General features: G+C 55.3%; 11 protein-coding genes. 6 read left to right on the top strand and 5 right to left on the bottom strand.

Translation table 11 applies throughout. The features are described from left to right. The first annotated feature begins 40 nt into the window (after positions 1-40). On the top strand, positions 41-604 hold the full coding sequence (locus Poly21_RS04330) for a protein-tyrosine phosphatase family protein (protein ID WP_146405739.1): 564 nt from the start codon (positions 41-43) through the stop codon (positions 602-604). After that, a complete protein-coding gene (locus Poly21_RS04335) occupies positions 604-951 on the top strand; it encodes a low molecular weight protein tyrosine phosphatase family protein (protein ID WP_146405740.1) in 348 nt (115 codons plus the stop codon). The genes Poly21_RS04330 and Poly21_RS04335 overlap by 1 nt, the downstream gene beginning before the upstream one ends. A gap of 255 nt (positions 952-1,206) precedes the next feature. On the opposite strand, the gene Poly21_RS04340 is transcribed toward Poly21_RS04335, so the two are convergent. Then, on the bottom strand, positions 1,207-2,667 hold the full coding sequence (locus Poly21_RS04340; protein ID WP_146405741.1) for a protein adenylyltransferase SelO: 1,461 nt from the start codon (positions 2,665-2,667) through the stop codon (positions 1,207-1,209). 448 nt (positions 2,668-3,115) lie between these two features. On the opposite strand from Poly21_RS04340, the gene Poly21_RS04345 reads away from it, so the two are divergent. Both Poly21_RS04345 and Poly21_RS04350 read left to right on the top strand, forming a co-directional pair. After that, the gene (locus tag Poly21_RS04345; protein ID WP_146405742.1) at positions 3,116-4,408 is read left to right on the top strand and encodes an outer membrane protein assembly factor BamB family protein; all 1,293 of its coding nucleotides are present in this window, start codon (positions 3,116-3,118) and stop codon (positions 4,406-4,408) included. A gap of 114 nt (positions 4,409-4,522) precedes the next feature. Continuing rightward, the gene (locus tag Poly21_RS04350) at positions 4,523-5,923 is read left to right on the top strand and encodes a sialidase family protein (protein WP_146405743.1); all 1,401 of its coding nucleotides are present in this window, start codon (positions 4,523-4,525) and stop codon (positions 5,921-5,923) included. Positions 5,924-6,211: 288 nt separating this feature from the next. Here Poly21_RS04350 and Poly21_RS27020 read toward each other — a convergent pair whose 3' ends face one another. Beyond that, positions 6,212-6,355, bottom strand: coding sequence for a hypothetical protein (locus tag Poly21_RS27020; RefSeq protein ID WP_302117522.1), 144 nt, complete (start codon positions 6,353-6,355; stop codon positions 6,212-6,214). Between the two features lie 346 nt (positions 6,356-6,701). Here Poly21_RS27020 and Poly21_RS04355 point away from each other — a divergent pair, with 346 nt between their 5' ends. Next, entirely contained in the window at positions 6,702-8,345 is a 1,644-nt protein-coding gene (locus Poly21_RS04355) for a calcineurin-like phosphoesterase C-terminal domain-containing protein (protein ID WP_146405744.1), read from the top strand. Positions 8,346-8,521: 176 nt separating this feature from the next. Further along, positions 8,522-9,127 carry an FKBP-type peptidyl-prolyl cis-trans isomerase gene (locus tag Poly21_RS04360; protein WP_302117525.1) on the top strand — a complete coding sequence of 202 codons (606 nt, stop codon included), beginning with the start codon at positions 8,522-8,524 and terminating at the stop codon, positions 9,125-9,127. A 177-nt stretch (positions 9,128-9,304) separates the two neighbouring features. Here the strand turns inward: Poly21_RS04360 and Poly21_RS04365 are convergent, their stop codons facing one another. Genes Poly21_RS04365 through Poly21_RS04375 form a run of 3 tightly spaced genes read right to left on the bottom strand, consistent with a single transcriptional unit; the run spans position 9,305 to position 12,570 of the window. Further along, positions 9,305-10,282: an ABC transporter permease gene (locus Poly21_RS04365; RefSeq protein WP_146405745.1), complete on the bottom strand. Its 978-nt coding sequence runs from the start codon at positions 10,280-10,282 to the stop codon at positions 9,305-9,307. A gap of 27 nt (positions 10,283-10,309) precedes the next feature. Next, a complete protein-coding gene (locus tag Poly21_RS04370) occupies positions 10,310-11,866 on the bottom strand; it encodes a sugar ABC transporter ATP-binding protein (RefSeq protein WP_146405746.1) in 1,557 nt (518 codons plus the stop codon). Next, complete coding sequence (locus tag Poly21_RS04375; protein WP_302117527.1) at positions 11,863-12,570, bottom strand: DUF2291 family protein; 708 nt, start codon at positions 12,568-12,570, stop codon at positions 11,863-11,865. The genes Poly21_RS04370 and Poly21_RS04375 overlap by 4 nt, the downstream gene beginning before the upstream one ends. Positions 12,571-12,572: the final 2 nt, after the last annotated feature.

The following is a 12,572-nucleotide window of genomic DNA, read 5'->3' on the forward strand; positions in this document are numbered from 1 at the left end:
AGCACCGAATCCATTTCCCAGCAGGCATTACGTATTTTCGATGCGATTCCAGCTCACCTATCCCACCACTGAGACGCCCGCCACGCGAACGTATTGGGTGGTGCACAACGCGTTATTGGCAGGAGCGTATCCGGGCCAGCCGGATCACGCACAGCATCACGCGAGACTGCAATCGCTATACGATGCAGGGATACGAACTTTCATCAACTTGCAAGAAGAAGGTGAGGCGAACAACGCCGGGCAACCCTTCGTCCCCTACGAAAAAGATCTTCGTGAAATTGCTAAAAAGCGAGGCGACACGGTCGCCCACCTGCGGTTTCCCATTCCCGACGGCGGCACGACATCGGCCGATCGCATGCGATCCATCCTCAACACAATCGACCTCTCGCTAGCGGCCAATCGAGCCGTCTATGTGCATTGCTTCGGGGGTATGGGAAGAACGGGGACGACCATATGTTGTTGGCTGATGCGGCACGGACATGTCGATCGCAGTAACGTTCTCGCCACGCTCACGCGGCTGCGGAAAGCCGACAAAGAGCGTGCGGATTGGAAAGCTCCTGAGAATGCCGATCAAGAATCATTTGTGCTGAACTGGGCGGAGTGATGTCGCGACGACCGTGCATCCTTTTCGTTTGCAGCAAGAACCAATGGCGAAGCCCAACGGCCGAAGCGGTCTACTGCAACGACGATCGGATTTCGGTTCGATCGCGGGGAACAGCGAGGGCGGCGGTGCAATCGATTCGATCGAGCGACATCGTTTGGGCAGACGTGATTCTGGTGATGGAAGACAAGCACCGTCAGCGAATCCAGGCAAACTTTCCTGGCGAATCTAAGTACAAACCAGTGCACGTGTTGGTAATTCCCGACGACTACCCGTTCATGGACGCTGAGTTGGTGGATTTGATCAAGTCTGCGACGGAGTCGATCATCGTGACGCTCCAGCAGAGCTGATTTGGATGGCTGGCCCGAGCAACCACCACATTGTTGAACCTAGCGGAGCAGGATGTGAAAATCGATCGTGTGAATCGCGCGATCGATCAGAAAGCGCGACCGAAACGTGCGATGACGAGGACGACGCTCCCGAACCATGGCAGGCGATTACCGATCCGAATGCAATGAAGCCGCGTGAATGCCGCATAGCGGACGACTGACGATGGGAATGTACTGTACTGCCGGTGGGAGTCTGCGATGAGGCGGAGTGGCGCGTCAGGTTCCACAGAAGGTTGCCTGCACAACCTCCTCTGGCAGCGGCGCCGACTCGTACTCGGCGAACTCCGGCTGCGCGGTGAACGGCTGCTGCAACAATTCAGTGAGGCGATGAAAGGGCGTGAAGTCGCCCGCGTTACCCGCGACGATGACTTCCTCGATGCGATGGTTGCGTGGTATGAAGATGGGATTGGTCCGCCGCATCAGCCCAATCGCTTGGCCGTGGTCGCAATCACGCAGCCGCTTCCGCCACTGGCCAAGCCATTGAGTGATCGCCCCGGGTTGGTCGAACAGTGCGATGACCTGGTGATCGTCGCCGCTCTCCAGAGCGTCCGAAAGATAACGAAAGACCAGCGTAAAGTCGGCACCGCTCTCTGACATTGCGGCCAGCAAGTTTTCCGCCATTTGCATGTCGCACTTGTCACCCGCTTCGATCCCAATTTTGGCTGTCAAACGCCGCTGCCATTCGGTTTGGTGGATGGCTGCGAACGCGTCAAGAGCACGTTCGGCTTGGTCCACCGCTTGCTTTGTATCCGCGTGCAAAAGTGGCAGTAAGGTTTCGGCGAAGCGGCAAAGGTTCCACCGGCCGATCGGGGCCTGATTCATGAAAGCGTAACGCCCCTGGTGATCAATTGAGCTGAACGTTTTCATCGGATCGTAAGCGTCCATGAAAGCGCAGGGACCAAAGTCAATTGTCTCGCCGGAGACATTCATGTTATCCGTGTTCATCACGCCGTGAATGAATCCAAACTGCATCCAATGTGCGATCAATTTTGCTTGCCGCTGAATGACTTGTTGGAGCAGAGCGAGGTACGGGTTCTCCTCCTGTTGCACGTCCGGATACAGGCGTTCGATCACGTAGTCGGCGAGCAGCTTCACGTTCACTTGATCCTGGCGGGCAGCGAACCATTCAAAGGTGCCGACCCGGATGTGCGACGCCGCCACCCGAGTGAGAATTCCCCCGGGCATCAGACGTTCGCGCCGCACCTGCTCACCTGTCGCGACTGCTGCGAGCGAGCGGGTTGTCGGCACGCCTAAGGCCGCGAAGGCTTCCGAGACAATGTACTCACGCAGCACGGGACCGAGTGCTGAGCGTCCGTCGCCACGCCGCGAAAAGGGTGTCGGCCCCGAGCCCTTGAGTTGCATGTCGTAGCGCGCACCATCCGGGCAGATGACCTCGCCGAGCAAAATGGCACGACCGTCACCGAGTTGCGGTGAAAAACCACCGAATTGGTGTCCTGAATACGCCATCGCCAAAGGCTGGCCGCCCGCCGCCGCTTCGTTCCCCGCCAGGATAGCGAGACCTTCGGAGGAATGCAGCTGGGCGAGGTCGATCCCCAACTCGACTGCCAAAGGATCGTTGAGCCGAATCAGCACCGGTTCCCTGACTGGAATCGGCTCGGTCCGCGCAAAAAATGCATCTGGCAAAGTGGAATAGCTGTTGTCGAAATTGAAAAGCATCGGTGCCAAGGTGAGAGAAGGGAGTCAGCCAGTAGAACAAATGTGCGGCAGTGACGGCGGCAGACTGGCCTACACCGCCAAAAGCATAACAGCGCGAAAGCCGCACCCGGCTCGTAAACCGCAATACGGGAGTGAGGATTCCCCACACGACCGACTTAGGAAACCTGATGTCTGGATGAACACGGTAAACCATGATGGCAAGTCCGTCTGGTCGCACACTTGTCAGCATTGGCCGCTGTTGCCTCATCGGACCGCTCTGAGTGGTGAGAAGGCGGGTTGCCCGGATCTGGTTCGGCGACGCAAGGGAGCCGATTTCAGCGGTGATGCCACTTGGACGGACTTAAGTTATCTTAACGCGGCCAGCGACTTTCCGTGTCCCCGTAAGTGATACTCCTGCGTCCGCAGCCGATCGTTCAACTCTTACGTCAACTTCTGCCTTCAAACTATCATGACCACTCCCTCTCCACACAGCTTTGCCGGGTGTCTGCTCGCGATATCGGCATGCATCAGTACTCTCCTTTTATCGGCATCATCCGACGCTGCCGATGCGTGGCCCGTGTTTCGTGGCCCGACGGGGAATGGTATCGCAGAAACTGGATCAAGCGTGCCGACAGAATGGTCGCAGGAGAAGAACGTTGTGTTTCGTACTCCACTGCCCGGTCAAGGCTGGTCCTCCCCCGTCGTCGCGGATGGTCGGATCTACCTATCGGCGGCCATCCCCCTTGACGAGGAAGCCGATTCCAACGAGATACCGTACGCACTGTCCTTAATCATCTTGGACGCAGCGAGTGGTGAGCTTTTAAAGTCTGTGCCTTTGATGGAACAGACCCCAGCGAAGAGTCACAAGATTCATAAGAAGAATTCGCATGCGAGCCCGACACCGATTGTTAACGGCGATCGCATTTTCGTTCACTTTGGCTATCAGGGAACCGCGTGCGTTGATCGAGATGGAAATCTGATATGGAAGAATCGGGATCTGTTTTTCGAACCCATCCACGGCAACGGCGGCACGCCGATTTTGGTAGGCGACAAGTTGATTTTCACATGTGATGGCGAAAGCGATCCCAAAGTGGTGGCCTTGGATGCCGAGACGGGCGAAGTTGCGTGGGAAGTGAAACGCCCGAACGATGCCCAGCGAACGTTCTCCTTCTGCACGCCAACGTTGATCGTCGTCGATGGTGCGCAGCAAGTCATTGCACCGGGAAGCGACTGCGTGTTGGCGATTGACCCTGCCAGCGGAAACATCATTTGGCAGTTGCTGTACTCAGGATATTCGGTCATCCCTAAGCCGATCTACCACCACGGGATGGTCTATCTTTCGACAAGCTATGACACTCCCAGCATGTTGGCAATCGACCCCACGGGCCACGGCGACGTGACTCGGACGCATTTGAAATGGTCGCTCAATAAGAACGTTCCTCACACCGCGTCAATGCTCGCTTACGAAGGATTGATCTACTCAGTCAGCGATGGTGGGATTGCGATCTGCGTCGATGCTCAGACTGGCGACGTCATCTACAGAAAACGTATCGGCGGCGGATTCTCTGCATCTCCTGTCCTGGTTGATAACAAGATTTATTACACCAACGAATCGGGTGTTACGACCGTGATCGCTACCGGCCGCGAATACAATATGCTAGCGGAGAACGATCTGGGTGAACGAACACTCGCTTCCGCAGCGATCGATGGCAACGCGTTGATCATCCGAACGGCTGACGCGATCTATCGCATCGAAGAATAGTCCTGCGAGAAGGCGTTTGTCATAGCCGCTCGCTGCGGTGTCCGGTACGGTGAAGCTCGAAAAGTTGACAGAATCTCCCTATCAATTATCACGAAACAACGAAAGTAAGCTGCCATGCAAAAACAATTTCATTCCATTTGCCGGACGACCGTCGCCGCAATGCCCGGCTTGCTGATCGTTGCCCTACTGCCGAGCATGGCGACGGTTCTGTCCGCTCAAACAGTACCACCTCGGTCCATTTTGGGAGACACCACGCTGCCGTCTTCAGACGACGTGTCGCAAACGTTCCCCTATGGCATCTCAGGCAAGACGCCGCCGTCTCTGACCAAGATCAACTATGCCGGGCAACCTCCCTACCACAAGCATCGCATCAATCTACGGGTTTTCCAGGGCTGCCCGCAGGTGGAAGTCTCCGCGGGCGGCCGACTCTGGGCAACTTGGTTCGGCTCTAACGTCCAAGCAGAACGAGCACCGTTTCACAAGGGCCAGTTCTCAGTCATTTCTACCTCTGCAGACGACGGCAAGACTTGGAAAGAGGTCTTTGTCTTCGACCCGAGCGAGCTCCTCGGTGGAGGCGCGTCGGACCCGATGCTCTGGAAAGATTCCCAGGACAACATCCGCTTCATCGGCCTCAGGAACATCGACTTCAAGGGCCAAGACGAATTTGCTACCTCAGCGTGGGAATTTACGATGCTCGACCCAGAAAACGAGCACACCCCTTGGAGTGAACCACGCTTGCTAGGAAATAAAAACATCTCGGTCATGAAGCCGCTGATTTTCCCAGACGGAACCGTGATGCGTTCGATGGATGACTTCAAACTTGTCGGAATTCCCGACAAGGTAAGGATTCGTTTTTTGAAAGAAGGCGTCGACGGATCGCCAATCTTTGTTTCCGAATTTCCCATCGACAATGATGCTGGGTTTGCCGAGCAAATGCCCATCATCCGCAAGGATGGTAGTCTGTTCACTTTTTACCGTGCTAAGGAGGGACAGAAATTCGCAGAATCTTTCGACGGTGGGAAGACTTGGAAATTAGGTGGGTACTACCCAATGCAGTTTTCGATCAACACGAAATGCATCCTCAAAACACTACCCTCAGGAAGAGTTTTGCTAGTTGCCAACGACGTCCAGATGAAAGAAGAGAATGGTAGAAGACTGTATTACTATACCGACGAAGACGGGACCGAACACGCTCTTGAAAAACGCAAAACCGCACGCACTCGCATGACGGCCTATCTCAGTGACGATGATGGCAAAACCTTTCCGCATCGCATGTTGTTATGCGACGACGGCCAGATCAGTTATCCCTCGGCGACGCTGGGCCAGGACGGATCGATCTATATTGTTTACGACCAGGGACGTGGCGAAATCGGCCAGCACACCATCTTTTTGTCGAAGGTTTCCGAAGCAGACATTCTTGCGGGTCAACTCGTTCAAGGCGAGAGTTTCTTGAACAACATCGTCAGCCGGCCCAGCGATCAGGGTGGTGGTCGCCGCGAAGGCGACAAGCTGTAAAAGCGTACTGGCATTCGCATGTAAGCATGCACCAGTCTCTGGCCGCCGGTCATCCGGCAATTAAGGATCACAGATTCTGGCTTGTGGCCATGCCCAATGTCTCGGGAGTGATGTCGTCTTCGCTATCGACCCGTAATTCTCCCAGCATACTCGCAGACGCGAGAGAACTGGGGCCATCCGACGGAAGCGTCCTCCCTCATTGTGGTGTTTCATCCGAGTCCTGCGAAAGACGTGGTAGGTGGATACTTGGAGGGCCAAGATGGCCTCAAAAATATTGTCACTCCGATTCTAGTAAATGCTGACGGCAGGCGTGACCTTCCGCCAGGCGCGAAACACCACCGGCGTGCCGTCGACCAGGCTATCACTTGCCAAATTGCGCGTCCGCGTATCGTGGCTCTGTTTGTGGCGGCAGTTCCAATCGAATGTTCGCACTTAAATTTCCACAATGAATCACTAGATGCTTGAGGCATGCCCGCAACACTTTCGGTGCAGGCTTCGCATGACAGCCCAGAGTCTGTGCGAGCACGCGGGAACGGCCGACTGCGGAATGAAAACAAGCGTGTGAAGTCTGGCTGGGACGGTGACTACCTAGCAAATGGAGTGTTCGCAGCACGCCTTGCGGTGCAATCGCTCGCGCAAGTCGGAGGCTCATTCTCATCGCGTATTTACCCAATCTTCTCCATTCCTTCGCTTGCAAATTGGAGTCTGCTGGATTCTCCTTCTCCTCGACCTTTCCGAGTGTCCAACCAATTGAACTTTCGTCCTTTGAGTAACCGTAATGAACCCATCTCGACTTCATAGCTCTGCTCTCGCAGGGCTCCTTGCGTCCGTCATCGCGGTGCCCGTTTGGGCTCACGAGGGGCACGAGCACACGACAAAACAATACCCTGTTAGCAAGTCTCCGAAATCGACTGTGTCGGGCTACGTTTTTCAAGACGCGAACGGTAATCAGCGACGCGACGAAAACGAAGCCGGTTTGTCGGATGTGAAGGTTTCCAACGGTCGCGATATCGTGATGACTAACCAGGACGGCAAGTATGAGATTGGCGTTGACGACGACACTATCGTCTTCGTCATCAAACCGCGTGGCATGATGACACCGCTAAACGAAGTCAATTTGCCTCAGTTCTACTATATCCACAAGCCGGCTGGTTCACCGCCGTCGAAGTATCCCGGCGTTGAGCCGACAGGTGATTTGCCGAATTCGGTCGATTTTCCATTGCAGCCGCAAGACGAGCCGGACCAGTTCCGAGCGTTGATGTTCGGTGACACGCAGCCGCGCAACGTGCAAGAGGTCGAATACATGGCCCACGATGTAATCGATCAGATTGTGGCCGCCGATGCCCATGGTGCATCTCTGGGCGTGACCTTGGGCGACATTGTTTTCAATGACTTGAGCGTTTTCGAGCCGCATAACCAAGCTGTGGCGCTGATTGGCATTCCTTGGTATAACGTTCTCGGCAACCACGACATCAATATGGACGCAGCCAATGACGCCATGTCTGATGAAACGTTTGAGTCGATCTACGGTCCGGCCTACTATTCGTTCGACTATGGACCGGTTCACTTCATGGCACTCGACGATGTTATGTGGCACGGTGCGACTGACGATCAGCGCGGGCATTATACGGGAGGTCTTGGCGAAGCTCAGATGGAGTTCATTCGCAATGATCTGAGTATGATTCCAGAGGATCAGCTCGTCGTATTGATGATGCATATCCCATTGATTCAAGTGGAGGATCGGCAAGAATTGTACCGGTTGATTGAGCAACGCCCCTTTGCCATGTCGCTTTCCGCGCACACGCACTTCGTGAAACACCATTTCATTGACGAGGCAGATGGGTGGAAGGGACCGAAACCGCACCACCACGTGGTCAACGTGACCGTATGTGGCAGTTGGTGGCGTGGTGCGCCCGACGAACTGGGGATCCCGCACGCTACGATGAGCGACGGTGGCCCAAACGGCTATTCCATTCTTTCATTTGACGGGACTCAATATGATTTGGAGTTTCATGCCGCGCGCCGTCCGGAAGATTATCAAATGAATATTCATCTGCCGCCAGTTGTCGACGTGGCGGAAACGCTGCAAACTCCGGTGATTGTAAACGTGTTCAATGGCACGACGATGTCCAAAACTCGCATGCGAGTGTTGCCGGACGGAGATTGGCGGGAGATGGAGCGAGTCGAAGGCGTCGATCCCTATTTTGGCGATCTGAAAGAGTCCGAACTGGGAGAAAACCCGCCGCAAGGTTCGACCTTGCCCGGCCCATCTTTGACCGATCATCTGTGGCGTGCATTCTTGCCAGCTAGTATGCCTGCCGGAACTCACATGGTCGAAGTCGAAACGACTGATATGCACGGCAAGACCTATACTGACCGTGAAAGCATTCGCGTCGTTGCTCCGCCAAAGCGACAGCGTTAAGCGTCACCAGGTCCTCAGGATCGAGATTCGTGGCGTCGTTCCGGACGCCACCAGCGTTGAAAGCGGGTGCTGCGCAGCCGCTTTGCCCTCACGCAGCAAACGCGTGCACGCTAGCCTCGATGATAGATGGACTTCCAAGAGATGCGTGAATCCGCTACTGTCCCGATGAAGACTGAGTGCGAAATTCGCTTTTATTGAGCGGATTGGCTTACTATGGATTGCGGGACGAGAGCGTTGGAGCGGAAATGAAGAGTTGGTCACATTGGTTGCTGTTGAGCATTGTATGCATCGTTCCGGCGTGCCGCTCCACTGCAAAGTCTAACCCCGACCTCTATTCAGAGCTGGCCAACCCAGACAGCGGAGAATCAACATGGAAGCCGATTACATTTGTAGACAGGCCTGAGCTTCAGGAAGGAACGGGTGCCATGAATGTGGAATCCGTCCCCGAGTTCTCGGCGACCGATTCAGGACTCAAGTATCGGATTCTGCGAAACTCCGAGGGCGAAAAGCCAACCGCCGCCAGCACCGTAACGGTTAACTACCGTGGCTGGCTCAATAGCGGGAAAGTGTTCGACAGCTCCTATGAACGAGGTGAGCCGACTACGTTCCCGTTGCAAAATGTCATTGCAGGTTGGACAGAGGGTATGCAGCTCGTAGGTGAGGGCGGGATGATCGAACTGTGGGTGCCGTCCCGGCTCGGTTACGGCGAACGTGGTTCCCCAGGATCCATACCTGCGCACTCGAATCTTCACTTCATCGTGGAACTCGTAACCGTCGAATGAACCGGATTCCAAGTGGTGTTGTTTCATTAGGCGATTGCAGCTGATTACCAGCGTCAATTCACCGCTGAGTTTTTGTTCGCGAGCCCAATCGATCGGGCGTGCATGAAATTTCGTATTCGGGAATATTTCTGTGAGGAAGTGAGGGACCGGTCGCGAGTTCGGCAAGGGCTTGCCAATTCACTCGCGCGGCTCACGCATTCGATCGATGGCCACGGCTGTCAAGATTACACCGCCTTTGACAACTTGTTGCCAGAACGGCGATACATTCAGCAGCACTAAGCCGCTGTTCAAGACACCGATAATCAGGCAACCGATGACGGTACCGATGATACTTCCGCGGCCGCCTGAAAGCGACGTCCCTCCAATGACGACGGCGGCAATGCTGTCGAGTTCATACCCCGTGCCCGCGTTGGGCTGAGCCGAGTCGAGTCGCGACGTCATGATCAGCCCAGCGACAGCAGACAAAGCCCCAGCGAGTGTGTATACGATGACTTTGATGCGATTGACGTTCAGACCGGATAATCGGGCGGTCTGTTCGTTGCCTCCGACGGCATAAATATAGCGTCCCAATTTCATCTTCTTCGTAAACAGGGCGGAGAGGCCGACGAGACTTGCTGCAACCCAGACTGGAACTGGGAGGCCAAGCACCGAGCCAGTTCCGATGAACGCGAAGCCATCACCGAGGCCGGTAATCGGAAAACCTTTGGTCCATAACATTGTCATTCCGCGAGCAATACTGAGCATGCCGAGAGTCGCGACGAAAGGCGGGATCTTGAGTCGTGTGATCATCTGCCCGTTGAACCAGCCAAGTAGCACGCCCACGCTCAGGCCAGCGAGGATCGCCCCCCCGGTCGTGAACTGAAATTCCACTCCCAGCCAGGTCATCGGAATAGCTGATTTGATCAGCCCCGCGGTAATCGCGCCGGAGAACGCCAGCACCGACCCAACTGAAAGGTCGATGCCGCCGGACAGGATCACCATGGTCATGCCAATTGACAGGCAGACGTTGACTGAGATCTGCCTCATGATATTTAGGCCATTTGCCTGCGTCAGAAAGCGATCCGATAGCAAACTCATCGTCACGATCATCAAGACCAAGACGAGCAGCGACTGGAAGCGAGTTGCAAGTTGCCAAAATTGTGAGTTGTCACGCATATTCGATAGTTGCCAGATTGCTTGAAATCATTCCGAAGGCCGATTCCCGACCGCCGCACCAGGTACCGCCGCTCGCATCAATAACTCTTCATTCGCGATGGCTCTCTCGAATTCTCCCGTCAAGCGGCCCTCGCACATCACGATGATTCTGTCGGCAATACCCAGTAGCTCAGGGAGCTCGGATGACACCACGACGATCGCTATACCCTGCTGCTTTAACTGATTGATCAGACCATAGATTTCTCGCTTTGCGCTGACATCAATGCCTCGCGTCGGCTCGTCCAGCATCAACACCCCTGGTTTCCTGGAGAGCACTTTTGACAGAACAACCTTCTGCTGATTGCCTCCGCTGAGAGTATCAACCGGCTTCATCACATCAGCTGTCCGAATTGAGAATTGCTTAACGAACGATTGGGCGTGCTCTCGTTCTCGCGCACCGCTGAGCAGGCCGGCAGTCTCCAAATCCGAAAGATTTGATAGGCTAATGTTCTCTTGAATGCTCATCCCCATTATCAATCCCTGATGCTTTCGGTCTTCCGGAACCAGCCCCAGGCCACTGCGCAGTGCCTGTTCGGGAGACTCGCAAATTCCGCTCACGCCATCGACTTCAATACCACCTGTCACGCGACTCGCATGAAGGCCGAAGATCGATTCGAGTAATTCGGTCCTGCCGGCACCCATTAGCCCGAAGATTCCGAACACTTCGCCGCCGCGTACGGAAAAGGACACACGATCAACGCGCGGGCGCCCCCTGTGCTCGCTATCGAGAGTCAGCGATTGCACGCGTAGACGCTCAGGTTGGGCCGGCACAACGGGTGAGTGAATATAGAGGTCATCAAGTTGCCGGCCAACCATCAGGCGGATGATTAGATCTCGATCGGCAGCAGCGGTCTCGACCGTCTCGACGTGCCGACCATCGCGCAGGACAGTGACACGATCGCTAATGCGCATCAGTTCCTCCAGTTTGTGCGAGACGTAGACGATCGAGACGCCCGAGTCCCGCAGCGAGCGGATCAGACCCAACAACGATTCAACTTCCTGATCGCTGATCGCCGACGTCGGCTCGTCCATGAAGATCACGCGTGCTTTGGAATTGATCGCCTTGGCAATCTCGACGACCTGCTGCTGCCCGACTCGTAACCGATGAACATCCGCACGAGGATCGATCGTATCATCCAGATCGGCCAGCAACTTACGACATTGCTCGTTCTGGTCTCGCGAGCGAATGAGTCCAGCCCTTGAGACGAGCTCGCAACCGAGAAAAATGTTGTCTGCAACCGAGAGACGTGGAACGAGATTCAATTCCTGATGCACCAACGCGATACCACGATCCGACGCTTCACGTGGATTGGCGAACTGAACGGGTTCGTCATCCAACCGGATCACACCTTCATCAGCGCGATGCGCCCCCGCCAGAATATGCATCAGCGTCGATTTTCCAGCGCCGTTTTCGCCGATCAACCCGTGGACTTCTCCAGCTCGCACGTCAAAGTGGACGTGATCGAGCGCCAACACGCCAGGATAACGCTTGACGATTCCCACACCCGCCAACACGACTTGGCTCTTCGCCGCGGACTGGATCATGGAATTATTTCAGTAGCGGTATGTTTGTCTAGACCAGCGTTGGCGTCGTCGGTGCCGTGCGTCTGAAGTTGAATAGGAATCAGGCCCAACGGGTCAAGGTCCGACTTACCGCCAATCTTTGCACAGCCGACGAAATCGACGCCCACACCTTTCTTCAGCAATGCCCGGTTCGGCGCGATCACCTCCCGTTCAACGCGGCGATTTAGCTCCGATGAGACTGCGTTGAAATCTTGTGAGTTCGCGAAGTCACTGGCATTCACACCGATCGCTTCTCGAACCGTGTTGTCGACAACGACTCCAAGTTGAAGACAGACGCGCCGTAAACTATCCCTTACCGTAAGGACAACGCGGTCCTTCTCCACTGTCTCGACGGTGCCCTGCCCCCGAATACAAAAATACCATGCCCCACCAAGTCCAGCCTGTCGGCCATATTGGCTTCTCGCTCTGGCTGCGTCGGCTTCAAAACCATCCCAGATTTTAGTCACGTTTGTTCCAGCGTCGCCCATCCTCAGTGGTCCGTCCCAAATTTCGCGTGCGAACGCGGCCGGATCAGCAGAAACTGATTGGCGAGGCGTTGCGGCCGGATCTCCGGACTCTCTCGGATCTGCATCCAATGGTCGGATATGGAAGAGTGGGAAGAACCAGCAGACAAGGCCACCGACAATCAGCAGCGAACCATATCTCGTCAATCTCCTGCTTGACACGC

The sequence above is a fragment of the Allorhodopirellula heiligendammensis genome (genome assembly GCF_007860105.1).
GTDB classification, from domain to species: Bacteria; Planctomycetota; Planctomycetia; order Pirellulales; family Pirellulaceae; genus Rhodopirellula; species Rhodopirellula heiligendammensis.